A 23,788-nucleotide genomic window follows, 5' to 3' on the forward strand; every position below is an offset into this window, starting at 1 on the left:
CCGGTTCGCAGCGGTCGGTCAATGCCTGCCCGTCTTGGCATGCCGCACGACCACGGATGCCGCATGCCAAGACGGAGAAACCGCGGTTCCGCTGCTCTCCGGACCGCGGCAGCATCGCCGGGACTGTCCGGTACCAATTCGATCGCGGCGCTCCGCGCCACCGACCAACGGCGGTTGTCCAGTCCTGACCCGCGCTATAGGAATAGCCCGTTCACTGGCGAAATACCCAAAAGGGGCAACCGTATGAGACGACTCCGCTACGCGGTGGTGATCCCGGCGATCGCCGGGACTTTGCTGGCCGGGTTCACGCCCGCCTTCGCGGGCCAGGAGGCTGCCGCCGGCAAGCAGCCGCCGAACCCGGCCGCCGTCCCCGCGCGGTACGCGAGCCAAAAGCTGGACTGGCACCCGTGCGCGGTCCCCTCCGAGCTGCCGACTCCCCCGCCCGAGGGCGCCAAAGACATGGAGTGCGCGACCTACCGGACGCCGCGCAACTGGTACCAGCCGAACGCCCAGATCGACCTGACCATCGCGGTCAGCCGGCTGAAGGCGACCAAGAACGCGACAGCCACCGTCGTCACCAACCCGGGCGGGCCGGGCGCTCCCGGGCGCAACTTCCCGGCGCGGCTGCGCAACCAGGCCAAGCTGCGAGAGCATCAGGAGATCGTCGGATTCGACCCGCGCGGCACCGGCAAGAGCACCAACATCACCTGCGGCGGCGCCATCGGCACCGGCTCGGACCTCGACCCGCGCGACCGCAGCAAGCAGAACCTGAACCTGATCCTCCAGGCGACGAAATACGCGGCGCTGTCCTGCCAGCAGAAGTCCGGCGAACTGGGCCCGCTGATCAACACCGACCAGACGGTCAAGGACATCGACCTGCTGCGCGTGCTCCTCGGCCGCGACAAGATCAACTGGGTCGGCTACTCGGCGGGCACCTGGATGGGCGCGCACTACGCCCAGGCCTTCCCCGCGCACACCGGCCGGTTCGTCCTCGACTCCGCGACGGAGTTCACCACGACCTGGCAGAAGTCGTTCGACGCGCAGCCGCTCGGCTTCGAGCGCCGCTGGCGGCAGGACTTCCTGCCGTGGATGGCGAACTACGACAAGCTCTACCACTTCGGCACCACCGGCGAGGCGGCCCGCCAGACCTACGAGCAGGTCCGGTACGCCCTCACCCAGAACGCGGTCACCCTGCCCGACGGCTCGCACGTCTCGGCCAACGGCCTCGACTCGTTCATCGCGGCGCAGATCTACTCGAAGCGCGCCTTTCCCGGACTGGCCGACTACCTGGTCAACGTCCGCGCGCTGACCCAGAGCACGACTTCCGCCCAAGCCAAAGCGGCGGCCGCGCAGCGGGTCAAGGCCGCCGACAAGAGCACCACGACATCCGGCCCGCAGCCGCTGATGGTGCCGGCCGACGGCGACTCCTACGATGCCTCGTTCTGGACGATCCCGTGCAACGAGGGCCCCTGGACCGGCTCGCCCCAGAGCGCCGTCAAGCAGTCGCAGAAACTCATCGACCGGCAACTGCCGCTGCTCGGCGCCGGCTGGTTCATCCAGCCGTGCCTGTTCTGGAAGAACCCCCCGGCTCCGCTGCCGGTGCTCAACGGCAAGGGCGTTCCGCCAGTGCTGATCGTCGAGTCGGAACACGACCCGGCGACACCGATCGAGGGCGCGCGCCGCGCGCACAAGGCATTCGACAACTCGCGGATGCTGACGATCACCGGAGAAGGCGACCACGGCATCTACGCCGGCGGCAACGCGGGCGTAGACAACGTCGTGGAGGCCTACCTGGTCGACGGTGTCGTGCCGAACGACCAGAACCTCCCCGGCATGCCACTGCCGGTTCCCCCGGGAGCCTGACACCACAAGGGCCTCTCCGGCCTTGAGAAATCGGCATTGTCGGCCGGGCAGCGGAACCCGCTGCCCGGCCGGCGCGTTGTCCCGCCAAGCCGCGACGGGCTTCTCTCGATCGCGCCGGGCAATAGCGGACGAGGCACCGGTCGCCGCGGCAAAGGGCAGCGGCTCGCGTGCTGCTGATCTTCGTTCGCACAGCCGAAGAAAGCCAGGCGGTGTGTCCTATCTGGACTGATCACATCAGTGCCGATCCAGCGCCGATGAGCCCGCTCGGGCATGTCCCGCAGATGACGGCGCGCGCGGTTCGCTAGAGCGGCACAGCAGGACTCCCGCCCAGGCCGGCCGCAGAGACCGTTCGCCTGCCGTGCGCACTGAGCGGCTCGACCGCAACGGATCGCGCAGTCGGAGCACCGGGAGTCGTCGCGATCCGCACTCGGCCGGCCCTGTTTCCGGGCAGTAAAAAAGCCCAGGTCTCAGACCTGGGCTTTGGCTCCCCCGCTTGGACTCGAACCAAGAACCCTCAGGTTGAGTTCCATGCGCGCTTAGATCGTCATGACCGCTGGCAAGCAGTCGATGCCGACGCGGCGGCCCTATGTCGCGGGAAGCATCAGCATCGAACCGTCTTCCCAGTACAAGCTCGCCGGGGCAGGGCTCCATTGCGGTCGCTCGGCTCCACGGCCGCTCCAGACGACGGTCGGCTGCGCGCCGAGACCGGTGAGTTCGACGATCGCGAGCTGGGTCTTGCCGCGGACGACGGCGATCTCGCCGGGATGCTGCTTGACGGCTTCGGCGACGCGGTATGCCTCGCCGGTTGCGGGTCCGCTCGGGATCGCGGCATGACGTTTCGGCCCGTCGCGTTTGAAAAGCCGGAACAGGGCCCAAACCGTGACGAACGGCCAGGTGATGGTGGAGGCCACGTCCACCAGGAACTCACCGATCTCCACCAGGCACCCGCGCGGACCGTTCTCGCTCGCGGCACCGCGTTCCCGTTTCCCGCGGCGGTCCCGTCGCGAGCCGACCGTGACCCGGCCCATCCCGGTGACCTGGACCGGTTCGCGCCAGGCCGCTTCGAAGTACTGCTGCGCCTGCGTGATCAGGTGTTCGTCCATCAGCCCACCCAGGAGACGGTGTCGAAAATGTCGAGCGCCAGCACGACGACGTGTTCCCAATCCTGCCAGTTGTTCGAGCACACCCCGACCATCGCGACCGACGTGCCCCGGGGATCCGGTATCCACGCCGCCACTTGCCGTTGCAGGACAGGGATCTCGATGCCGTCCGCGTCGTTGCGCAGGATCGTCTTCTCCTCCTGAACGGTGACGACCGCTTTCCCGGCGGGAAGGTCGAGCAGACGCGCCGTCCGACCCTCGACCGAGGCGTGCACCTCAAGCAGGCCCTCGACGGCGACGTCGACCGAGTCATGGGCGGAGGGAATGCACGAGCAGGCCAGGACCGGCATGATCGGCCGGTCGGGGACGTCGGGCGAACGGTAGACGGCGATCGCCGCGTAGCCGATGCCCTGCGAGCCCATGGTTTCGCCGTACAAGGCGTAGGTGTTGGCGAGCATCGCCGCGTTGGGGTCGTCCGCGGCCAGCCCGAACGCGCCCGCCACCCGGCCGTCGAGTTCGCGCTTCTCAACTCCGTCTACCTCGATGTCCTCGACCGGCAGTTCGACGAAACCGTCCGGGACGGTGAAGGTGAACTCACGGGTCATCCGGTCACCGTCCCTTCACGACCCGGTCGAAGATCTGGCCGGCGGATTGCGTCGGCCGGCCGGTGACCGTGTCCTTGACGAAGTCTTTCGCGGAGTCCTCGGCCCGTTCCAAGTAAGGCTCGGCGACCCACTTGGCGGCCATGCCGCCCGCCTTGGTCGCCGCACCCCAGGCCGCCGCTCCCGCAGCGCCGGCGCTGTGCTCCATCTTGAGGATCGGGCCGCCGACCCACTTGTCGAAACTCGCTCCCCAGCCGAACGCGGTCTGGACAAGTCCCTCGTCGTGCAGGATGTTGCGCGCCGCACCGGCGCCTTTGGCGACGGCTTGCACCACGCCCTTGGCTTCTTTGGCCGCTCCGATGGCGCCCTTGACCACCTTCGGGCCGACCTTGGCCGCGCCGATCGCCCCCTTGGCCGTGCCGCCGCCGGGAATCATTCCCACCGCGTCGAACGCGATGCTGGACCAGCTGACGTTCGCCCCGGCCGCTTTGGCCAGCCCGTGCGCCGCCATCGCCCCGGCGCTGAACCCGATCGCCGCCGCGGCGACCACCTCGCCGACGATCGGGATGGCCGCCGTGAACGGAGCGATCGTGCTGAGAACCGTGCCGATGGTCGAGAGGACGTCGCCGATCTTCGCGATGACGTCCGCGTGCTCCTTGACCCAGTTCCAGACCTTGCCCGCCAGGTTCTTGATCCCGTCGGCGATCTTGCCGATGGCGTCGCCGATCTTGTCGAGCAGGCCCGGCTCCTCCGGGGCCTCGTCCTTGGCTTTGCGCAGCGCGGCGGCGACCTGACCGGCCAGGTCGAGATGCTGGGCCTGCAGGCGCTTGGCGTCCTCCCGGATCGCGTCCAGCCCCTGCTGCGCCTGGTCCAGTCTCTGCTGGGCATGCCCGAGCGCTTCCTGCGCCTGCTGGAACTGCGCCGGGTCAGGGAAACTCTGCCCCGCCAGCCCCAGATCGGGATTCGACCGAGCGGAAGCGACCTGCGACTGAGCCGCCGCGGCTTGCCGCTCCAGATCAGCGGCATGGCTCTGCATCGTGCGCAGGTCATCGGCCCAGTTGGTCAGCGTTCCCGACGCCCCGGACAGCGACCGGTGCGCTTTGTCCAGATAATCGGGAACTTCGCCGACGGTCTTCTGGAACGCCTGGGCTCCGTCGCCTTCCCAGAAACTGTCCGACTTCCCGAGCTTGGTCAGGTCTTCGTACGCGCGGCCCATCTCGGCCCCGACCTTGCCCAACGTGGCCGCCACCTCGGAGACGGTCGCGACGACCCCGGGCGCCGGGTCGAACCCGAGAGCCGGGTAGCTCCCCGTCTGCACCGGGGCGGCGGCATCAGCGATGCGGTCCCGGTTCATGCTTTCCGCCCGTCCAACCGGTCGTTGATCGCCGACCGCGCCGGCGGCACCGGCGCGGGCTGCTCTGCTTGACCGCCGGCTTTCCCCAGTGTCTCGGTCACTTTCTGTTCCATGTCCGCGTAGACCTGCCTGGCTTTCGCCAGCCCCTCCGCCACAGTGCCCGAGAACTCGGCGACCTTGCCGATGCCGTATTCCCACCGTTCCTGGAACTCGCCGCCGGCGGAGTCGATATCACGACTCCCCATGTCGGACGCGGACGAGTTCTTGAGCGCGTTGTTCGCATTCGTCATGCGCTCTTTGGCCTGTTGCAGCGTCGTGATGAGCGTGTCCATTTGCTCCAGGTTGACCCGGTACCCTCCGCCTGACATCTATGCCTCCCCGCATCAGCGTCGCACCTCATCCGAACACATCCGGGCAGTCCGCGCGGCCCGCCGCGCTGCAGCGACCCGGCCGGGCTGCCTCCCGACCTCCACACCCCCGTCGCCTCAGCGCAGGTCGTCCAGCAGTGTGCGCAGCTGTGCGACCATGGTTTCCGGCCTGGCCGGGGCGACACTGACATACCGCTCTCCGCCCGGCGTGCCGGAGACGGAGAACAAGTAGCGGCCCGCCGCGGTGTCGTAATAGGTGCAGACGTTGCCGCCACTGGCTCTGTGCCTGCCGAACCGGTCGCGAGCAGCCGCCGAGAACTGCCCGGCCCCGGTGCGCGGCAAACTGGCCACATCCACGACCCGACGAGCCTCCCGGTGCGGCACGGCACCCCCGAGGACGCGTTTCAGCTCGGCTTCCCTCACCGACAGCCCCGGCCCCGCGCCCGGAGGCACGCGCGGCAGTTCCCCCACCAGCTCCTCGGCGAGCGCGTCCGGCCGAGCCGGCCGGATCAGCACCCGATTCGAGGATGGCACGAAGCAGGCCAGCACCGCGTCCGAACCGTCCGCCGTGACCACCAGGCGATACCGACGCTCCGCAGTAGCGTTCACAGTCGCAGACAGCTCACCGGCACCGCGGCACAGCACCGTCATCGTCCGCGCGAAGTCCGAGGTCAAGCCCCCACGGCTCCACACGCCTTGCTGAGCCAGCGCCTGCACCGCGGCATCACGGCTTTCCCTGGCCGCATCCGGATCGCGCCACACCGGCTCGCCGGACAACGCCGTCGGCAGCGACGCTCCGATCTTTTCGGCTGCCACCGGCAGGCAGTCCCCAGGCAGCACCACCTCACGATTGAGCACGAGCATCCGTCAGGCGCCGATCACTGGCGGGACCGCCTTGGGGAGCTCGCCGACGAGCGCGTCGTCCGGGTCCTGCTCAAGCAGGTAGTCGGCGGTCTTGTGTTCCGTGTCTTCTTCGCCCTTGCCGCCTTTGCCGCCCGCGCCCATGCCGCCCATTCCCGCCGCACCAGGACGCCCGGCCGCTCCCGACGCAGGCGTGCCAGTCTGCGCCGACGCGCCTGCGTTCAACGCACCCGACCCGGTGCCGGCACCCGCGCCGCGGCCAGCGCCCCCGCTGCTGCCGCCGGCGCCGTATCCACTGCCGCTGCCGTAACCGCCCGCGCTGCCGCCAGACCCGCCAGGGCCGAAGCCTCCCCCCGGCACGAAACCAGCGCCCGGCCCGAAGGACATGCCACCGCCGGTCGGGTTGTTGCCGCCGGAACCGCCGGTCTGACCGCCGACCGGGCTCCAGTAATTCGCGTCGCCGACGGTGCCGCCGGACGGCGGCACGTAACCGGAGGCGCGGGTCCCGTCGCTCGGGACATACGAGCCGGTGGGCGTACCCGGCCCGAGCGCCGGACCACCAGCCGAGCCGTCCGAGTGCGTCCCGCCGCCGGAGCCCCCTGTCCCGCCCGGCCCGCCGGTTCCGACAAATCCGCCGGATCCACCGGGCCCGTCGCTGTAGCCGCCGGAACGCGGCACACCCGATGTGCCCCCGTGCCCGCGACCGCCCGGCGTATAGGGCGAGGGGCCGTTCCCGATGCCCGAGCCGCCCGGCTGGCCGACGGAGAAGTCGCCACCCGCCGCAGGCATGGTCAGCTGACCATACTGAGACGGGCCGGCCCACTGGCCGGAATTGTTCTGCGACTCGCCGTAATAACCGTGGTAGCTGTCCACGACGACCTGGGCTTTCTCGTCCCACTGCTTGATCTGGTCGGCCCGGTTGCTCAAGAACGAGAACCACGTGCCGCTGACCAGGTCGTCGCTCGGCCGGTCGCCGATGTCACCGACCGACTGGACCTTCGACTTCAACGTGTTGTACGAGCCGCCCTGGCCGCTGTAGAGCCCGTCAACGGCTTGCAGATGCTGGCCGCTGACCTTCGACGCCTGCACGAGAGGACCGGCGCCGGCGTTCGCCTGACCGGCCGCGTCACCCTGCCAGTACTGGCTCATCTTGCCCTGCAGTTGCAGCATCTTGTCGGCGACGTCGTTGTGATCCGTCGAGAAACCGCGGCTCATATCCGAACCGTGGAACAGGTCATCGGAGCCCTTGCCGCTTTTCACCAACGCGATGATCTCCGGAGCAGAAAGAGACTGCGGATCACCCATCACGCACCGTCCTTCAACTTGGCTACTACGAGTTCCGCAGCCTTAAGCACCGCAGGACACGGTTTTCCGTACAGCGGTGAACTCGTCTGAAGGTTGTTGGAAACCGCGAATACCTCGCCGTCGGTGATTCCGACAGAGATCTGACACCCGATGGTCTTGCGATCGTCCGAGACGTCGACGTACGCCGCAGGATAGCCCGCGACCTCCGCCGGCTCGAAATAGGCGCTCCCGCCGTTCCGGCCGTTTTTGTAGATTGTCGCCAGCCCGCCCTGGTTCGGGATGAACGTAACACCGATACTGTCGCCGTTTTCGCCATTCCAGGTGCACGCAGGGCTGTTGCTGTCTTTGCTGCTGGTGCGCAAGCCCCCGATGAACTGCCCAGCCTGCTCTTTAGTCAGCAGGGAGCAAGGGTCCTGTTCGTACTTGGCGGCATTGAGCGGAGCGCTCACTTTCGGCACGCCGGGTGTCGTATCCGACGACGTCGGGGCTGTGCCGGACGGAACCGAACCCGCGTTTGACGGGGCAGGGCTGGGCGTGCCGGGCGTGGACGAGCAGGCCGCAGCCAGGAACAGGGTCGCAGCCGCGGCGGCGAGAGTGCTGGTTTTGGTCACCTGATCATCCTTGCTTGCGCAGGCGGTCATGGTTCGCCTGGTCCTGCTTCTCGTAGGCATCGATCGCCTTCTTCAGCTGGTTTGCGTAACCCTGCGCATACGCTTGCTGTTGCCTCAGGCTGGCCAGGTATGCATTCGCGTGGCTTCGCGCAGCCTCGATCTGAAGCTTGCTACCCGGGTCCCCGGCCGGCGGCTGCAGCGCCGGCAGCTTCCGCGCCTTCTGAATCATGCCGTTGAGCTTGTCGGCGATAGCCTCCCAGTCCGGGAGCAGCGACCGCATCGCGTCGATGTCCATCTTGAAGCCGCCGCCAGCCACCGCGGCGTTCGCGCTGATGTCCTGCATCGCGTTCTGAGCGGCGTACACCGCCGCTAGCGGGCTAGGCGCCACCGTGGTCGCGATCTGCTCGGCATTGCGCTGGGCCTGTCGCTCAGGCGTGAGATACCCGGCATGGGCGTACACCGGGGCGTTGCCGCCCGCGCTCGGCGGGCCGCTGGTCACGACCGGACCGCTGGTCGGCAGCGGCATCGGCGGCGCACCCGGCGGCGGTGCCGCCGGCTGGTCCGTCGAAGTGATCTGCTGATTGACGCGATCAAGCCCGCTCTGCCCGTCCGGCATGCCGACAGCCCCTCCTCCATGACGGCCGCCGCCCGATCGACAGACAGCTCCCGCCGTGCCCTCCGCTCGCGACGAACTCCGCCGCCCCCCTTGCGCGACCGTGCGTGGTCGCCCGGTCACCTTAACTGCGGCCACCTCACGCTGTCAGCAGAACGCAACAACTGCGAGCTGCGGCACGCGCTGGACCAGCCGAAACACCGACGACGCGCCGCCCGGTCGTCACCGGCTACCGACAGCTAGGCCACCCACGTCGATCACAGCACGGAGTACCCGGTGCCAGGGAACAGGTTCAACGGGCCAGGATTCCCGACCTCGGCCGGCAGCGTCGGGCAGAACTCGCAGACCCGCAGGGGTTCTACGAGCGCAACATCCTCGCCAAGAACCTCGCATGCCGGGCCTGGAACAAAGTTATGCAGTCGGCCGCCTGCCGAGACTTTAGCGCAATTGCCCTCGGAAGCTCCTTTCCCTGCGTTGATGGGAATGGTGAAGATGGATGAGAAATGAGATGCTAAACAGCGCTCTTTGAAAAACCATCAGAAGCAATTAGGGGTCAGCGTGCCCGGCAAGTCGTTTGGTGGGTCGCGCTTGTTGTGGGCGCTGCTCTGTGTCGCAGGGATGGCGTTAGACGGATGTTCCTGACCTGCGGGGCAGCGCGGCTGACCCCTCACTGCCAGAATGGCCGGGACACGTCCCTGACCTGCGGTTATCGAGAACCTGCAGGGTGCGTGTCGCAGTTGACTGCACTTGAATGCAGTTCGGCGCTGTTTGGTGTCACATGAACCATGGCTCTGCTCCAGGTTTGCTCCAGGGAAATTCGTGAGAATGCGCGCTGCACGATCCCTTCACTGCGGCGTCCGGCGGGGCTTCGGGGGTGGCGTCTCGTCATCTAGCTTGAGGAGCAGGGCGAGCAGGCCGCGCGGCTGCCGGCGTCAATTCGGGCGGCCCGGACGGCAAGGTCAGCTCGATCTCCTTGGCATGGCTGGCGCCAGGATGGCTCATCTGTACAGGCCAGCGTCCGCGGCAGGCTGAGGCAAGATCTCGAACGGTTGAACTCGGAGTCGTTGCGTCGGGTTTCGGTGCGATCGGTGCGGCGCATTGCTCGGGATCTCTGTCGTTGTCAAGTTACTGGATGGGCAGTTCAATCACCATTATCGTGATCCTGAGCCGTCTCGCGGACTGGCGAGATCACTTTGATCTGCTTGCTGGGGTTTCGTCGACCTTGGGTCATCAGTTCGCCATAGGGAATCCCTCCCCGCAGCCGATCTTCCGATCGTCACATGACCAGGGGTGAGATTGAAGTGACGCTCCGGCATATCGCCCACGTGGCGAAGGCGCCTGCGAACACGTGAACGATAGGAGTTCTTTCGCGACGGAGTTCGGCTGAACACGATCGGCCGTATGCTGCGGGAAGCGGCAGGCTCGACGCCAACCGACTGCGAGGACGAGGTCGGGTTGGTGGCCGTGGCGGGATCCGCTGCCCAGGTGCAGGGATGCCTCGGACACCCACGCCGGACTCAGCGCACCCCGTCTTTGGAACCTGCCCCACGGGATCCAACAGTGTCGAGCATCCGAGGCCGGCAAACATGAGCGGCACCAGGCGACGTTTTCTGGCGGCGCTGGGATCAGCGTATTGTGGAAAGAATCAGCGTAGGTATCCGGTCAATCATTCGTTTTCTTGCGGTGTCGTTTTCTCTGCTAATTTCGCCGAATCGTGTAGCTCCGGGCGTCTGCTCATGATAGACAATTCTTCTGAACACCCGGATGCGGTGCGGCGACGGTCGGTGGTTCGGAGGGCGTCATGGCTGGTGCCGATGGGAAAGACCCGTGGCGCGTCATGGACGCGCTGTGGGGAGCGGCCGCGCCGCCGGCGGAGCGGGACACGGCCGGCCCGGTCGCGTTCTACGGGCGTTGCTCGACCGAGGACAACCAGGACCCCCGCACGTCGCGCGCGTGGCAGTTCGGTGTGGCCCGGCGGTTCGTCGAACCGCTGGGCGGGCGGGTGGTGGCCGAGTTCTTCGACCTGGGCCAGTCCCGGTCGGTGCCATGGCACCGACGCGCCGAGGCCGCGCGGCTGCTCGAGCTGTTGAAGAGCCCGGACCGCGGCTGGCGTGGTGTTGTGGTGGGGGAGGGCACGCGCTGTTGGTCGGACTGTCGGATCAGGCCGAGATGCTGGTGCTGATCCAGGGCACTCCCGGCAGCAATGCGACGAGGGCGGCCACGAACGTGACCAAGGCGCTTTTGTCGACCATGCAGGGCGGGCAGTGAGACGGCCGGACAGTCGATGTCCGCGCAGCAGATCTGCGACAACTTCGCCATCGGCGTCGATCTGGGCGGGATTCGCACATCTATTTCGATCACCGCGCACATAAGACACAAGTCGGCACCCGATCGCGGTTCACCGCACGACGATTGACGTCCGACCGCAGAATCCCCGGACGACGCACAGTCTGCGGCTTCAGCACTGCGACGTTTCGCCCCTCAGCCCGCACTGATCGACTCAACCGCAACAAACTCGACGGCCGCCCGGCATGAATCGCGCAGAGATTAAGTCGAAGCCACGGCACGCGGCAGCAGATCTGCTTGCTCACGCCTGACGCGGCCCCAGAACTCGATCGTCAACCCGACGCTGCCACGGCCCTGGATACACACATCAAGCGACGAATCGACATATCGAGCGGAATCAACCGCGCCAAGATCGACAGCGGCCAACTGCAGCGCCGACCCACGGCTTCGAACCGCCACCCGGCAACCGCGGCGGATCACCGGCCGCCGACCGCAGACCGCTTGGACGACCGTCAAAATCGACGCTAAATCACCCCTACTCCCGGGTAGCAAAAAAGCCCAGGGCGCTGACCTGGGCTTTGCTCCCCCGCTTGGACTCGAACCAAGAACCCTCCGGTTAATTGTTGTAAACCATTTCGAATCGACATCATTCGATCTAGCCGGAAATTTTGCAAAAGTTTATTACCTGATTCGCTCTCGATCGCCCTCAGTCGGCGCTTAAATCGACAGTAATCGCCCCTCGCTCGACTGGCGACACACGTCGTTCGCCCCGCCACCGCTCGTCCGCCCGGCTGCCGCTCTGCATGAAGGAAGGCACTTCCAGCGCCGCGCCGAAGGCCTGAGAGGTACTCCAGGACGGCCTACTCGCTGTGCCCTCGAACCGGTTTGTGGCGCACGCTGTACCACGGATCGGATGCCAGCGTCTGGCGAACCTGGTCGAGGGCTCCCGTTGCTCCGGCGTTCTGCACGGCTTCTGCCAGCGTGCGACGCACACGAGGATCGGGATCGCCGGCCAGGTGCATACCAATTCTGACGCCGGAGAGCTAGTTACTGGCCCACGCCAGAGCTGCCGCCGACCGGGCCAGTCCAGTCCTGGTGCAAGACTAGGAGGGTGTACGGGCCAGCCGGGCTGCGAGAAATTGCGCGTGACCGCGGGCGTCGCCGGAGACACCAGTGGTCCGGAAAGCGCTGAGGGGATGGCCGCTGAGGACAGGCAGGAGTTCTCCACCACTTTTCGACTTTGGGAAATCGCGATCACGGAAGCAGAAACCAGTCAACTCCAAGCGCCTCGGACCAGTGCCAGGCACCGCCTTTTCGACACCTCCGACACGCTCGCCTTCGAACTCCTCAACGCATGCCAGGTCGCCACAGCCCGCCCCCGCTGAGGCAATACCAGTCAATGAGCCAGCCCTCACTGGCCGCCCTTGGACCCTGGTGAGCTCCCCGTCCTTTCCTTTACGGGCAGTTCGGCGGACAGTGACCGTGCCAGCGCGCGGCTATTGGGCAGGTTTGGTCGCCGTTACCGCCCGACACGGCGGGAACATGCCGCCGAGCAGGCCGCTTCGGCCGACCTCCGTCATGCCGGCCTCGACAGCCAGCCGCGCGTACTGAGCTGTGCCGGAGAAGTCGATGAGCAACAACCTCCCGCCAGGACGGAGCACCCGGAAAGCCTCGGAGACGCATTCGGCGCGGCGGCTGTCGGGATGCAGGTTGTGGACCGAGAGGCAGCCTGTGACGAGGTCGAAGGAACCCGAAGGAAAGGGAAGCTTGGCCATGTCGCCGTCGACCAGTTCGATCTTGTCTGCGACCCCGGTTCTCACGGCGTTTTCCAAGCAGGTCTTGCGATCCGATCCGGCCTGGTCTCGCGTGCGCCAGAGGTCGATGCCAGTAGCCCTTCCCGTAGTGAGCCGTGCGGCGACACCGATGAGCAGGAGCCCGCTGCCGCACCCGAGATCGAGGACGACTTCGTCGCCGCGCAGGGCAAGCCGATCGAGCTGCTGTTCACGTGCTCTGCGCTTCCCGCGCAGCGAACTGTGGAGCATGAGCGCCGCGGTGCCTGAGCCTCCCACGATAAGCAGTACGCCAAACCAGGCGAAATCGATGATCCCAGCCAGAGACACTGCGGTAATCGCAATGCCGACGAAACCGAGCGCCGCGTTCGCGACGATCACCGGCGGAGCGTCGATCCCGAAGTAGGGTCGTGCTTGCTGCGAGGACACCATGGCGTGCAGGACTCCGTAATTCGTTGGTGACACCGGCGATTTCCGCAGTTTAGCGACGGGTTGCGCGCGCCACTTCAGGGAAACCCCTTAGGGGAGCCGGCCGACCCACAGGTTGGCGGCATCGAACCAGTAAGCGGAATTCGCATGAAGATCGACGGAGTGTCCCGCACTGGACAGTATGTACGTTTGCAGATGGGCCTCTCGGCTGAAATACTGCGATTCGTAGCGCTGCAGGGAATCCGCTATGCACAGTCGACCATGGTCCCGCACAGCAGAGCGTCCCGCTGGCCGTTGGCGATGAGGACTGGACAAATTTGGACCGGTGTTCACGTCTCCGTGGTTCGCTTTTCGCTGACCTAGAAACAAATATTTGAGAAATAAGCAGCTATTGACCGCGCCGAGCGCGGTGTCAGCTTTCCGGATTGCACAGCGCTGCCGATAGCCGTACGACCGCATCCGGAAGTCGGCCCGCAGTCGGCTCGAACCGGGTCCCGTCGGCGGGCCAGCGTGAAACTTGCGGGACTCGAGCGACGGGGCCGGAACTCGGACCACCCCAATGTTGCGGCAGATGGTCCTTGACGTCGCACGCACACACCTGCCGTTCCAGCGCCGAGCAGCCCGGCCAAGGTGCGGCGCGAGTGCCCGGAGAACCGCTGCTTCCGAACCGCGAACTGCACCGACCGGCTTCGTCGGGCCCGATCGAAGAACGCGTGGTCTCGACGGTATAGCGGCCGCGTCCGGGAAACGTGGGCCAGCGGAACGGTAGGCCATCTCGTTCGCTTTGCTACTCGCGGGCCGAGTGCCTCCAGGCTCACGTGGTAGTTGCAGACAGCGGCTGCGGCGGAGAACGCCTTGTGCCTGCGGACCCGCTCTGCTGCTGTGGCGGCATCGCGCTGGGCGCGGTGCGATTTCTGCGCCGAGGACGCCAGTTTGGGCCACCTGGCCGGTCGATTCCCGTTCACCAGGTGCTCGGTGACGGCGTCGCGCACGGAGCACATGAGGTGTGGCAGCAGCGGGTTGCCTCTGGCGAGCGCGACCGCGACGTGGAATTTGCCGTCCAAGGCGAGGTACGTGCCGCCATCCGCGTCGGCGGCGTCTATCTGGCCCAGCAGCGTCTCGAGGCGAGCGAGCTGCTCGTCGGTGCGTTCGGCAGCCGCAACACGTGCTGTCTCTTCTTCCAGCAGACGACGGGTGTGCAGCACGTCTTCGAGATCGAAATGCCCTAGCGCCGCGTACGGCCGCATGAGCCGGGAGATCGTCGGGCCGAGGCGGTCGCTGATCTTCGCACCGCCGCTTGCGCCGATGACCTGCAGCGACTCGCTCAACGCGCGTTCGCTCGGCAGCCGGTCGTCCGCCCACAGGCCACGGTCGCCGCGCGACTCACTCACGCCGAACTCGCCGCCGCGCTGACCGAACGACTGGACCGCTTCCACGCAGACAGCGGACCGCCATCTTCGAACCGGTCGCGGGCCGGATGCGCGAGGCGTTCGACGAGTGCGGATACGGGTGGGTCACGAGCCACGTGTTCCGGAAGACGGTCAGCACGCACCTCGACCAATCCGGTGTGTCCACAACGGAAGGCGCTGATCAGCTCGGCGACACCCCCACCGTCTATGAAGAGCGCTACCGGAAGAAGCGGCGCAAGGCTACGAACAGGGCCGCGATGGAAGCTTTGGAGTCGATCGAGAAGGCCCCGGAGGCGAAGTGAATCTTGGGAGTTTGCCTGGGAACTGATCAGTACCAGGGCAAGAAAGAAGCCCCAGGCCGTATCTGGCCTGGGGCTTTGGCTCCCCCGCTTGGACTCGAACCAAGAACCCTCCGGTTAACAGCCGAATGCTCTGCCAGTTGAGCTACAGGGGATCGTGCTCCGCCGGTCCGGATCTCTCCGGGCTGACAGGAAGAACTTTAGCCCATGCCGTTCCCGCCTCACACAGGGGGGTCGGTTTTCGGCGGCTCCGCGCGGACGGCGGTTGTGTTGGACAATGGACAGTCGGAAGTCCTGCTGAGAAAGAGGTGTAGCCGCCGATGAAGAAGTTCCTGCTGGGCGTGGGCCTGGGGTACGTGCTGGGCACCAAGGCCGGCCGGGGACGGTACGAGCAGATCGTGCGCACCTACCGCAAGCTGGCCGACCATCCGATGGTCCAGGGGGCCGCCGGGGTGGCGCGGGCGAAGCTGGGCGAGAAGTTCGGGCGCGGGAACGGCTGAGCGGAGCCCGGCTCAGGACGGTTTTCGCCAGGTGAGCGAGTACCGGCGCAGCACGTGCCTGCGGTAGCGCACCCCGGGCAGCAACCGCTGCGCTGTCGTGCGCACCTCGCGGTAGGTCATTCGCGGCTGCATCGCCGGCATGCCCTCCGGGCCGTGTGCGCGGCGGACCGTCTTCACGATTCGCACGATCGGGGCGGCTGCGATCGTCGCTGCCCAGTCCGTCGCGCTCGCGTCGCGGGCCAGGCCGACGACCACCAGTGCGCCGCCTGGGCGCAGCATGTCCCGCATCCGGGTGAGGGCTGCTTCGAAGTCCAGGTGGTGGATGGTGGCCACCGAGCAGATGAAGTCGTAGGCGCCCAGGTCGGCGGTGAGAAAGTCGCCCTCGACGAAGGTGTCGTCAGACTGCGCGCGGGCCTGAGCGACCATGTCCGCGGACTTGTCGATCCCGGTGACCGAAGGCACCGCGGAAGCCAGTTTCCGCACCAGCAGGCCGTCTCCGCAACCGACGTCCAGCGCGGTCGAGCAGCCGGCCGGCACCGCACGGAGAATGCCCGGATGGCGGGCGACGTTCGTATTCCAGTACGACATCAGCCAGGGATTTTAGCGACGAGGAAAATCCGCCGGAATTCGAACCAGGTGGTGCCGTCCGGGCGCGGCGGGTAGGCCTCGTCCAGCAGCGGGGCGAGGTCGTCTTGGAAGGCGGCCCAGTCCTCGTCGCCCAGGGCGGCGCGGATGGGGCGGAGCGCGGTTCCGGTGATCCACTCCAGGACTGCGCGCGGGCCGGAAAGTTGTTGTACGTACGTGGTTTCCCAGGCGTCGACCAGGCATCCGGCGTCGGCGAGGAGGTTCGCGTAGTCGCGGGGTTCGCCGACGGCGTCTTCGGCTCGCAAAGAAACCGACGACAGGCGTGCGGCCCACGCCGGAGAGGCCGCCAGCTGACGGCTGATGGCGTGCGAGGGGGCCGAGAAATTGCCGGGGACCTGCACCGCCAGGACTGCTCCGGCGGGGAGTTCCGAGGCCCAGCGGCGCAGCAGGTCCTCGTGCCCGGGCACCCACTGCAGGACGGCGTTCGAGACGACCACGTCGGTATCCGGCTTCGGGGCCCACGTCCGGACGTCGCCGAGCTCGGCGGCCACCCCGCGCTCGCGGGCCGCGGCGACCATCTCCGGCGAGCTGTCCATCGCTTCCAGGACCGCGTCGGGCCAGCGGAGAGCCAGGTCGAGGGTCAGGGTGCCGGGGCCGCAGCCGAGGTCGACCACCCGGCGGGGCGAAGTCGCCGAGATTCGCCCGATCAGGTCGTAGAACGGCCGTCCGCGCAGGTCGGAGTAGTCGAGGTACTTCGCCGGATCCCACATGAGCAGCCTCCCGCCAGTAACAGTACAACCGTACTGAGTACGAGCGTACTGCTACTTGGCGCGGTTGGCCAGCTTCTCCGCGACCTCCGCCGCGACCGCTTCGACCAGCGCCGGGTCGGTGCCGGGATCGGGACGGACCTGCAGCTCGACTCCGTCGCGGCCGGGGACCTTGCGCTGGACGAACCACGCGCCGCCCTCGGGGAACTCGTGCCGGTGCCGTCCGCGCACCGAGCCGTCGACCCGCAGCCGCACCTGCTGCGGCACCTTCCCCGGCTGCGGCAGCCGGAAGCGCACCGGCTCGCGGTCGGCCAGCACCGCGACCGCGCCGGCCCGCCCGGTCTCCTCGGATTCGGTCAGCGTGAACACGCCCTCGCCCCAGGTCGCTTTGCCCACCAGGTGCCAGCCGACGCGCCGCGCGCCCTCGCCGGACGGGATCCACAGGCCCAGCGACGTCACGACGAGGTGCCCGCCGCCCTCGACCGCGGCCGCGGCGACCGGGTCCTCGCCCCGGTCCAGCTCGCCGGGAAAACCCGGGGGCACGCCGCCGCCGAAGAACCGGTTCAGCAGTCCCACGTCACTCCCACCCGCTCGCCGCCTGCTCGCGCAGCGACTTCCGGTACTGCTCCAGCGCGACCAGGTCGCCGAACAGCGCCCGGTAGTCGTCCGGGGCCTCGACCGGCGACAGCCGCTGCAGCTTCGACTTGATCTCGCCGATCTGCCTGCCGACGAGGTTCTCCTGCACGCCCGCGAGCACGCCGGAGATGTAGCGCGAGTCCACTTCTCCCAAGGCGCGCAACGGTTCCACCGCCAGTTCGCTGAGCACGCGGCGGACCGTCCCTTCCGGACAGTGCGCCGACGCGGCGTCCAGCAGCGCGGGCCCGGTGAGCCCGGACGCCGCCCCGCCCGCCTTCAGCACGGCCAGGTGCACCGCGACGTACACCGGGTGCGTGAACGCCTCTTCCGGCAGGGAGTCGTACTCCGGACCGGCGATCGCGGGCTGCTGCAGCGCGGCTTTGAGCGCTTCGCGCTGCCCGACGAACCTGGGGTCGTTCGGCGCGGGACGCGGCAGGTCCTGCTTCTCCGGCTCGGGCGCGGGGGCCTCCTGCCGGGCCGCGGAACGGCGCGGCTGCACTTCGACCGGCCCGCGCCGCGCCGCCGCTCCGGCCGCGCCGCGCACCCGGTTGACCACCTGCGCGACGTCCTGCCAGCCGACCCACCACGCGAGCTTCGACGCGTACCCGTCCCGGCTCGCCCGGTCCTTGATCGCGGCGACCATCGGCACGGTCTTCTGCAGCGCGGAGACCTGGCCGTCGACCGAGTCCAGGTCGAACTGCTTCAGCATGCTCTTGATCACGAACTCGAACAGCGGCGTGCGCCGGGCCACCAGGTCGCGCACCGCGGCGTCGCCCTTCGCGATGCGCAGCTCGCACGGGTCCATCCCGTCCGGCGCGACCGCGATGTAGGTCTGCCCGGCGAACGTCTGGTCGCCCTCGAACGCCTTGAGCGCCGCCTTCTGCCCCGCCTCGTCACCGTCGAAGGTGAAGATGACCTCGCCGCGGAAGGCGTCGTCGTCCATCATCAGCCGCCGCAGGACCTTCATGTGGTCCTCGCCGAACGCGGTGCCCGACGACGCGACCGCCGTGGGCACGCCCGCCGCGTGCATCGCCATCACGTCGGTGTAGCCCTCGACCACGACGACCTGGTGCCGTTTCGCGATCTCCCGCTTGGCCTGGTCGAGGCCGAACATGACCTGCGACTTCTTGTAGATCTGCGTTTCGGAGGTGTTGAGGTACTTCGCCGAGATCCGGTCGTCGTCGAAGAGGCGCCGCGCGCCGAAGCCGACCACGTCGTTGCCGACGTCGCGGATCGGCCACACCAGCCGCCGGTGGAACCGGTCCATCGGGCCGCGCTGGCCCTCCTTCGACAAACCGGACGCCAGCAGCTCCTTCACCTCGAACCCGCGGTTGAGCAGGTGCTTGGTGAGCTTGTCCCAGCCGCCGGGCGCGAACCCGCAGCCGAACTGCTTGGCCGCCGCGGCGTCGAAACCGCGCTCGGTCAGGAAGTCCCGCGCCGCGCGCGCCTCCTCGGTGCCGAGCTGCTCGATGTAGAACTCGGCGGCCGCGCGGTGCGCTTCGATCAGCCGCGACCGGGTGCCGCGGTCGCGCTGCACCGACGCGCCGCCGCCCTCGTAGGTCAGCCGGATCCCGACGCGGTCGGCGAGCCGCTCGACCGCCTCGACGAACGACACGAGGTCGATCTTCTGAATGAACTTGATGACGTCGCCGCCCTCGCCACAGCCGAAGCAGTGGAAGGTCCCGTGAGTGGGGCGCACGTTGAACGACGGGGTCTTCTCGTTGTGGAACGGGCACAGGCCCTTCAGGCTGCCCCCGCCGGCACGGCGCAGCGCGACGTACTCCCCCACGACCTCGTCGATCCGGTTGCGCTCACGCACCTCCGCGATATCGCTCTCCCGAATCCGTCCTGCCACGCCGACCACAATAGTTCTCCCTCCCGCCGCGCCGTGCGGCACACTCGGGACATGGGCACACCGACCGCGCTGGAGGAGCTCGCCGCCGAGTTCGCCGTCCACCGGCCGCACCTGATCCGAGCGGCCTACCGGCTCACCGGCACCCGCGCGGACGCCGAAGACGCGGCCCAGGAGGCCTGGCTGCGGCTGTCCGGGCTCGACGACGCGGGCCGCGCCGGGATCCGCGACCTGCGCGGCTGGCTGACCGCTGTGGTCGGCCGGATCTGCCTCGACCGGCTGCGGTCGGCGGCCGTGCAGCGCGAGAAATACGTGGGCGAATGGCTGCCCGAGCCGATCGTCACGCCGATCGGCGCGCCGGCGAGCGAGGATCCGCTCGAGGCCGCGGTGCGCGACGACGGCCTGCGCATGGCCGCGATGGTGGTGCTCGACCGGCTCACACCCGAACAGCGCGTGGCGTTCGTGCTGCACGACGCGTTCGCGGTGCCGTTCGCCGAGATCGCCGGCGCGCTCGGCTGCAGCCCGGCCGCGGCGCGCCAGCACGCGTCGCGGGGCCGCCGCGCGGTCGAGGACTCCGACCCGCCCGCCCGGCTCGAACTGGCGCAGCAGCAGCCGGTGCTGGAGAAATTCGTCGTGGCGCTGCTGGCGGGCGACATCCGCGCGGTCACCGAACTGCTGCACCCGGACGTGGTCATGATCGGCGATTCCAACGGCCGTTCGCGCACCAGCCGCCGGATGATCGTCGGGCCGGACAAGGTCGCCCGCTTCGTGCTCGGGGTGCTGGCGAAATACGCGCCGGGCACGATGGAGAACGGGCGGCCGGTGCTCGTCAACGGCGACCTCGGCCTGTGGCTGCCGCAGCTGCCCGCCGTCGACGGCTACCTGGCCCTCGACGAGCGCGTCCAGACGTTCAGCGTGCGCGACGGCCGCATCGCCGGCGTCTACGACCAGGTCAACCCGGAGAAGCTCACCCGGATCACCCGGCCGGAGCAGTGACGCTCCGGCCGGAGCGAGAGATCACGGGATCGGGACGCGGCAGGCGTCTCCGGAGGTGAAGCCCTGGTCGACGATGCCGAGCGCGCTGTTCATCCGCGCCCGCGAGTTCTCCAGGCCGATCTGATACGTCAGCTCGACGACGCCCTTCTCGCCGAATTCGGCCACCAGCTCGGCGATCTGCTCGTCGGTGACCGTGACGGACGGGCCGGACATCGCGTCCGCGAGCGCCAGCGCCAGCCGCTCCTGGCGGGTGAACAGCGGCGACGTCGCGTACTCGTCGATGTGCTTGAGCCGGTCGATGTCGAGGCCGTCGTGCCGCTGCAGCATGGTGCCGAAGTCGACGCACCACGAGCAGCCGATCCGCGTCGCGACGCGGTAGACCGCGAGTTCCCGCACGTTGGCCGGCAGGTGCTTGGACGCCTTCTCCGCCATCAGCTCGTGCACGATGCTCGTCCGCAGCAGCCCGCGGTGGTGCGCCACGACGGCCATCGGCTCCGGCACCGCGCCGTACCGCTTGCCGGCGATCCGGTAGAAGAGCTTGAGCACCGGGCCGCCGTCCGCGGCTCGTTTGACCGGGATACGAGGCATGTCGGGTCCTCCTTCTGAGTGGTTCGAGGGAGGAACGGGACAGCCGCGCGAGATGTGACAGCGTCAGCGGCGTCCCGTGATCGGGCGCACATCCCAGATCCACACGCCGTCCACGAACTGCGCGGGTTTGCGCAGCAGGAGGTCGACGGTGGCGCGGTAGGCGTCGCTGTGCTCGCGCGGGATCAGCACGAGGACGCTGGCGTTCCAGTAGCGCAGGTCCTCGATCGCCTGGTCCCGGTCGGCGTCGGTGATCTCCTGCGCTTGCTTGGAGTCGCGGACCCGGTCGAACAGCGTCGAGGTCGGCCGCTGGTAGGAGCCATAGCGGCCGCGTTTGTCGTCCGGGCCCTGCGGTCCGACGAAGTAGCCTTCGGGCATCGCGTACCGCAGGCCGGCGTCCATCTGCCAGTGCAGCGGCTCCGACTCCCCCGAACTCGGCAGCGGCACGGGCACGACGGTGCCGCCGGGCGCGACGTAGGTCTGCCAGGTGCCGTCGGCGAAGAACGCGGGCGTCGGCGGGCGTTTCTGCACGAGCAGCTGGGTCGGCGCGATCGGCAGCAGCACGGCCGCGACCGCGCCGAGCCAGATCAGCCGCACCGGCAGCTTCAGTTCGCCCTTTCCGGCCGCGGCGAACACCCGATCGGTCGCGATCGCCAGCAGCGCGCCGATCGCGGGCACGCACGCCATCGCCAGCCGCGATTCCAGCAGCGATTCGAACAACGGCAGGTCCGCGAGCAGTTTCCACGGACCGGGCACACCGGTGTTCTCGTGCAGCACGGTGATCTCGGAGCCGAGCGAAAGCCACGCCATCAGGAACATCGAGATCGCCAGCGAACGGGCCACGACCTCGCGCCACAGCCACGCCGTGACCACGACCATCAGCACGATCAGCGGCCAGCCGAAGAACGCGTTCTCCTCGGTGCGGTTCAGCGACACCGCGGCCGCCGCCTCCGGCTGCCCGGACACCGACTGGGTCGCGAACCGGGTCATCGCGGCGGTGTCGTTGCCGACCTGGCCGTGCTCCAGCCCGGTGTAGCTGTCCGGGCCGAAGAACTGCCACCACAACGGGAACGCGACGACCACGAGCGTCAGCACCACCGCGATGCCGCCGCCGAGCAGCACCGGCCGCACCATCGCCTTGACCTCGCGACGCCGCGAAACGCAGTAGGAGACCGCGAAGATCAGGAAGCCGAGCGCGAAGATCAGCAGCGGCTCTTCGCCGAGGAAGATCTGGTACGCGGTGAGCACGCCGAGCCAGATCCCGTTGCGCACCGGGCGGTGGCCCTGCGCCAGCTGGATCACCTTGAGCGCGATGAACGGCAGCAGGAACCACGCGACGAAGTTCGGATGCGCGTTGGCGTGCGAGATCATCGGCGGCGCGAAACCGGCGAACGCGCCGCCGATCGCCGCGGGCACCCGGTGCCGCACGAGGTGCCGCGAGAACACCCAGTACCAGGCCGCCGCGCTGCCGGCGAGGCTGCCGGTGAGCACGATCGCCCAGGTGACGGTGGGGCCGAAGGCGAGCGTGATCGGGGTCAGCGGGACGCCGACGCCCAGCATGGCCGTGTTGGCCATCATGTTCACGCCGAGCGGGTAGTTCTGCAGGCTGCTGGTGAGCGGGTTTTCCAGGTGCTGCACCGATTTCGCGGTGACCGCGAAGAACCATTCCCACAGGTTCTGGTCCGACGCGCTGTTCCACAGGTAGCCCTGTCCGAGGTCGGCCCACAGGCCGCCGAACAGGAGCACGGAGAACGCCAGGTACGCGCCGATGATCCCGGCGTCCGCCCAGGACCGGCGCATCCGCGGCCCGGCGGCGGCGAGCGCGGTCGCGCCGGGTTCGCGCGGCGGCGCTTCGGGTTTCGCTTCGGGATTCGCTTCGGGCCGGAACACGCTCACGCGGGGCGCACCACCCGGGCGAAGAAGTACACCGCGCCGGTTTCGGCGTGGCGCACCAGCAGCAGGAACGGCCGGTCGACCCGGACCTCGAGCGGCTCGCCGGAGATGAGCGACATCGTGCGCATCTGGACCGCGGTGGCGGCCGCGCCTTCGAGGCCCTGTTCGTCCAGCCGGAGCACGGCCTGGTGCAGGATGCTGTCCACCCACAGCGGACGGTCCGGCGTGAGACCGGTGAGATCCGCGTCGTCGGTGAACAGTTCGCGCACGCCGAGGCCCTGCAACGCCCGTTCGAGGTCAGCGCGCACGTCGAGGGAGATCTTGGGCAGCGACAGCTGGATCTTGCGCTGCTTCGGGCTTTCCACGAGCGCGCGCAGCGATTGTCCGTCGAGCGCGGCTTCGGCGCTCTCGAGGTCGCCGTCCGGCAGCAGGATCACCGTCTCGACGCCGCCCTCAGCCGCCAGCCGGACGACCTGCCAGCCGTCTTCGTGCGCGTAGCCGACGGATTCGTCCAGATGCATCGTCGGCACCGGACGCACGCCGTCGGGCGTGTGGAAATCGGCGTCCGCGGTGGCGTGTTCGGGGAACGGGTGCCGCCAGGCGGTCTTCAGGTACAGCGCGTTGACCAGGCTGGCGCGCGTGTACGGGTGGATCGAGCCTTCGGGGAGCAGCTCCGGGATCAGCCCGTGAGTGGTCTGGTCCACGTCGGCGTTGATCCGCTCGCGCGCGCCCTCGGGATCGGTCTCGAACGGCGCGGTCTCGGCTTTGCCGCCGGGCCAGCGCACGAGTTCGGCTTGGAAGCTGTCCTCGACGGTGATCCCGTCGGCGGCCCAGAGCGTGTTCGCGACGGCCAGCTGGGCCTTGTCGCCCAGCTCAGCCGCTGTGTGGAGCAGCCCGCTCTGGTCGCGGCCGAGCACAGCGGCCAGTTCTTCCGCGGTGCGTCCGCGCGCGGCCTGTTCGGCTAGACCGAGCGCGCTCGCCGCCGAGTAGGGCGAGAAGCACGCGTCGGTTCCCGGGGGCGCGGTCGCACCGTGCAACGCCAGGGTGAAAGTGAGGTGGCTGTCCAGGGCCATGCGGCGACCGT

Annotated in this window: 22 protein-coding genes and 1 tRNA gene; 5 read left to right on the plus strand and 18 right to left on the minus strand. The window is 68.3% G+C overall.

Features of this window, described 5'->3' with window-relative positions:
• Positions 1–243: 243 nt before the first annotated feature.
• A complete protein-coding gene (locus L3Q65_RS21510; protein WP_237600650.1) occupies positions 244–1,863 on the plus strand; it encodes an alpha/beta hydrolase in 1,620 nt (539 codons plus the stop codon).
• Between the two features lie 584 nt (positions 1,864–2,447).
• Here the strand turns inward: L3Q65_RS21510 and L3Q65_RS21515 are convergent.
• The 8 genes from L3Q65_RS21515 to L3Q65_RS21550 form a co-directional block, all read right to left on the minus strand.
• A complete protein-coding gene (locus L3Q65_RS21515; protein ID WP_237600651.1) occupies positions 2,448–2,966 on the minus strand; it encodes a hypothetical protein in 519 nt (172 codons plus the stop codon).
• Positions 2,966–3,568: a hypothetical protein gene (locus L3Q65_RS21520; RefSeq protein WP_237600652.1), complete on the minus strand. Its 603-nt coding sequence runs from the start codon at positions 3,566–3,568 to the stop codon at positions 2,966–2,968. The genes L3Q65_RS21515 and L3Q65_RS21520 overlap by 1 nt, the downstream gene beginning before the upstream one ends.
• Positions 3,569–3,572: 4 nt before the next feature.
• On the minus strand, positions 3,573–4,919 hold the full coding sequence (locus L3Q65_RS21525) for a putative T7SS-secreted protein (protein ID WP_237600653.1): 1,347 nt from the start codon (positions 4,917–4,919) through the stop codon (positions 3,573–3,575).
• Positions 4,916–5,251, minus strand: a complete 336-nt coding sequence (locus L3Q65_RS21530) for a hypothetical protein (RefSeq protein ID WP_237600654.1) — start codon at positions 5,249–5,251, stop codon at positions 4,916–4,918. The genes L3Q65_RS21525 and L3Q65_RS21530 overlap by 4 nt, the downstream gene beginning before the upstream one ends.
• Before the next feature lie 153 nt (positions 5,252–5,404).
• Positions 5,405–6,151: an ESX secretion-associated protein EspG gene (locus L3Q65_RS21535; RefSeq protein ID WP_182894257.1), complete on the minus strand. Its 747-nt coding sequence runs from the start codon at positions 6,149–6,151 to the stop codon at positions 5,405–5,407.
• 3 nt (positions 6,152–6,154) lie between these two features.
• Positions 6,155–7,453, minus strand: coding sequence for a hypothetical protein (locus tag L3Q65_RS21540; protein WP_237601044.1), 1,299 nt, complete (start codon positions 7,451–7,453; stop codon positions 6,155–6,157).
• Positions 7,453–8,064, minus strand: a complete 612-nt coding sequence (locus L3Q65_RS21545) for a DUF3558 domain-containing protein (protein ID WP_237600655.1) — start codon at positions 8,062–8,064, stop codon at positions 7,453–7,455. Before L3Q65_RS21545 ends, L3Q65_RS21540 begins: the two co-directional genes overlap by 1 nt.
• 4 nt (positions 8,065–8,068) lie before the next feature.
• The gene (locus L3Q65_RS21550; protein ID WP_237600656.1) at positions 8,069–8,680 is read right to left on the minus strand and encodes a PE domain-containing protein; all 612 of its coding nucleotides are present in this window, start codon (positions 8,678–8,680) and stop codon (positions 8,069–8,071) included.
• Between the two features lie 1,798 nt (positions 8,681–10,478).
• On the opposite strand from L3Q65_RS21550, the gene L3Q65_RS21555 reads away from it, so the two are divergent.
• Entirely contained in the window at positions 10,479–10,859 is a 381-nt protein-coding gene (locus L3Q65_RS21555) for a hypothetical protein (RefSeq protein WP_237600657.1), read from the plus strand.
• Between the two features lie 1,600 nt (positions 10,860–12,459).
• Here L3Q65_RS21555 and L3Q65_RS21560 read toward each other — a convergent pair.
• Positions 12,460–13,134 (minus strand): class I SAM-dependent methyltransferase, encoded by a 675-nt coding sequence (locus L3Q65_RS21560; RefSeq protein WP_182894254.1) that lies wholly within the window; start codon positions 13,132–13,134, stop codon positions 12,460–12,462.
• Between the two features lie 407 nt (positions 13,135–13,541).
• Complete coding sequence (locus tag L3Q65_RS21565; protein ID WP_237600658.1) at positions 13,542–14,618, minus strand: FadR/GntR family transcriptional regulator; 1,077 nt, start codon at positions 14,616–14,618, stop codon at positions 13,542–13,544.
• 41 nt (positions 14,619–14,659) lie between these two features.
• Between L3Q65_RS21565 and L3Q65_RS21570 the strand changes: the two genes are divergently transcribed.
• Entirely contained in the window at positions 14,660–14,893 is a 234-nt protein-coding gene (locus L3Q65_RS21570) for a transposase (protein WP_182894252.1), read from the plus strand.
• A 76-nt stretch (positions 14,894–14,969) separates the two neighbouring features.
• On the opposite strand, the gene L3Q65_RS21575 is transcribed toward L3Q65_RS21570, so the two are convergent.
• Positions 14,970–15,045 (minus strand) — tRNA-Asn (locus L3Q65_RS21575).
• A gap of 165 nt (positions 15,046–15,210) precedes the next feature.
• Between L3Q65_RS21575 and L3Q65_RS21580 the strand changes: the two genes are divergently transcribed.
• Complete coding sequence (locus L3Q65_RS21580; protein WP_067586600.1) at positions 15,211–15,390, plus strand: hypothetical protein; 180 nt, start codon at positions 15,211–15,213, stop codon at positions 15,388–15,390.
• A gap of 12 nt (positions 15,391–15,402) precedes the next feature.
• Here the strand turns inward: L3Q65_RS21580 and L3Q65_RS21585 are convergent, their stop codons facing one another.
• The 4 genes from L3Q65_RS21585 to dnaG are packed head-to-tail and all read right to left on the minus strand — an operon-like array spanning position 15,403 to position 19,233.
• Entirely contained in the window at positions 15,403–15,978 is a 576-nt protein-coding gene (locus L3Q65_RS21585; protein WP_237600659.1) for a methyltransferase domain-containing protein, read from the minus strand.
• Positions 15,978–16,745, minus strand: a complete 768-nt coding sequence (locus tag L3Q65_RS21590) for a trans-aconitate 2-methyltransferase (RefSeq protein WP_237600660.1) — start codon at positions 16,743–16,745, stop codon at positions 15,978–15,980. Before L3Q65_RS21590 ends, L3Q65_RS21585 begins: the two co-directional genes overlap by 1 nt.
• A gap of 51 nt (positions 16,746–16,796) precedes the next feature.
• Positions 16,797–17,318: a hypothetical protein gene (locus L3Q65_RS21595; RefSeq protein WP_237600661.1), complete on the minus strand. Its 522-nt coding sequence runs from the start codon at positions 17,316–17,318 to the stop codon at positions 16,797–16,799.
• A 1-nt stretch (position 17,319) separates the two neighbouring features.
• Complete coding sequence (gene dnaG / locus L3Q65_RS21600) at positions 17,320–19,233, minus strand: DNA primase (RefSeq protein WP_370648199.1); 1,914 nt, start codon at positions 19,231–19,233, stop codon at positions 17,320–17,322.
• Between the two features lie 51 nt (positions 19,234–19,284).
• Here dnaG and sigJ point away from each other — a divergent pair, with 51 nt between their 5' ends.
• The gene (gene sigJ, locus L3Q65_RS21605) at positions 19,285–20,226 is read left to right on the plus strand and encodes an RNA polymerase sigma factor SigJ (protein ID WP_237600663.1); all 942 of its coding nucleotides are present in this window, start codon (positions 19,285–19,287) and stop codon (positions 20,224–20,226) included.
• Positions 20,227–20,247: 21 nt separating this feature from the next.
• On the opposite strand, the gene L3Q65_RS21610 is transcribed toward sigJ, so the two are convergent.
• The 3 genes from L3Q65_RS21610 to L3Q65_RS21620 all read right to left on the minus strand — a co-directional run bounded on the left by L3Q65_RS21610 (position 20,248) and on the right by L3Q65_RS21620 (position 23,777).
• On the minus strand, positions 20,248–20,814 hold the full coding sequence (locus L3Q65_RS21610; protein ID WP_237600664.1) for a carboxymuconolactone decarboxylase family protein: 567 nt from the start codon (positions 20,812–20,814) through the stop codon (positions 20,248–20,250).
• 63 nt (positions 20,815–20,877) lie between these two features.
• On the minus strand, positions 20,878–22,611 hold the full coding sequence (locus L3Q65_RS21615) for a glycosyl transferase (RefSeq protein WP_370648218.1): 1,734 nt from the start codon (positions 22,609–22,611) through the stop codon (positions 20,878–20,880).
• A 92-nt stretch (positions 22,612–22,703) separates the two neighbouring features.
• Positions 22,704–23,777, minus strand: coding sequence for a serpin family protein (locus L3Q65_RS21620; RefSeq protein ID WP_182894244.1), 1,074 nt, complete (start codon positions 23,775–23,777; stop codon positions 22,704–22,706).
• Positions 23,778–23,788 lie beyond the last annotated feature (11 nt).

The sequence above is a fragment of the Amycolatopsis sp. FU40 genome (genome assembly GCF_021903635.1).
GTDB lineage: Bacteria > Actinomycetota > Actinomycetes > Mycobacteriales > Pseudonocardiaceae > Amycolatopsis > Amycolatopsis dendrobii.

Excerpts from the sequence above, each read along its gene's own strand:
- L3Q65_RS21510 (WP_237600650.1), top strand. The coding sequence starts at position 244 with ATGAGACGACTCCGCTACGCGGTGGTGATCCCGGCGATCGCCGGGACT.
- L3Q65_RS21525 (WP_237600653.1), bottom strand. The coding sequence starts at position 4,919 with ATGAACCGGGACCGCATCGCTGATGCCGCCGCCCCGGTGCAGACGGGG.
- L3Q65_RS21590 (WP_237600660.1), bottom strand. The coding sequence starts at position 16,745 with ATGTGGGATCCGGCGAAGTACCTCGACTACTCCGACCTGCGCGGACGG.
- L3Q65_RS21550 (WP_237600656.1), bottom strand. The coding sequence starts at position 8,680 with ATGCCGGACGGGCAGAGCGGGCTTGATCGCGTCAATCAGCAGATCACT.
- L3Q65_RS21535 (WP_182894257.1), bottom strand. The coding sequence starts at position 6,151 with ATGCTCGTGCTCAATCGTGAGGTGGTGCTGCCTGGGGACTGCCTGCCG.
- L3Q65_RS21620 (WP_182894244.1), bottom strand. The coding sequence starts at position 23,777 with ATGGCCCTGGACAGCCACCTCACTTTCACCCTGGCGTTGCACGGTGCG.
- L3Q65_RS21570 (WP_182894252.1), top strand. The coding sequence starts at position 14,660 with ATGCGCGAGGCGTTCGACGAGTGCGGATACGGGTGGGTCACGAGCCAC.
- L3Q65_RS21515 (WP_237600651.1), bottom strand. The coding sequence starts at position 2,966 with ATGGACGAACACCTGATCACGCAGGCGCAGCAGTACTTCGAAGCGGCC.
- L3Q65_RS21555 (WP_237600657.1), top strand. The coding sequence starts at position 10,479 with ATGGCTGGTGCCGATGGGAAAGACCCGTGGCGCGTCATGGACGCGCTG.
- L3Q65_RS21530 (WP_237600654.1), bottom strand. The coding sequence starts at position 5,251 with ATGGACACGCTCATCACGACGCTGCAACAGGCCAAAGAGCGCATGACG.
- L3Q65_RS21520 (WP_237600652.1), bottom strand. The coding sequence starts at position 3,568 with ATGACCCGTGAGTTCACCTTCACCGTCCCGGACGGTTTCGTCGAACTG.
- sigJ (WP_237600663.1), top strand. The coding sequence starts at position 19,285 with ATGGGCACACCGACCGCGCTGGAGGAGCTCGCCGCCGAGTTCGCCGTC.
- L3Q65_RS21615 (WP_370648218.1), bottom strand. The coding sequence starts at position 22,611 with ATGCGCCGGTCCTGGGCGGACGCCGGGATCATCGGCGCGTACCTGGCG.
- L3Q65_RS21585 (WP_237600659.1), bottom strand. The coding sequence starts at position 15,978 with ATGTCGTACTGGAATACGAACGTCGCCCGCCATCCGGGCATTCTCCGT.
- L3Q65_RS21610 (WP_237600664.1), bottom strand. The coding sequence starts at position 20,814 with ATGCCTCGTATCCCGGTCAAACGAGCCGCGGACGGCGGCCCGGTGCTC.
- L3Q65_RS21540 (WP_237601044.1), bottom strand. The coding sequence starts at position 7,453 with ATGGGTGATCCGCAGTCTCTTTCTGCTCCGGAGATCATCGCGTTGGTG.
- L3Q65_RS21580 (WP_067586600.1), top strand. The coding sequence starts at position 15,211 with ATGAAGAAGTTCCTGCTGGGCGTGGGCCTGGGGTACGTGCTGGGCACC.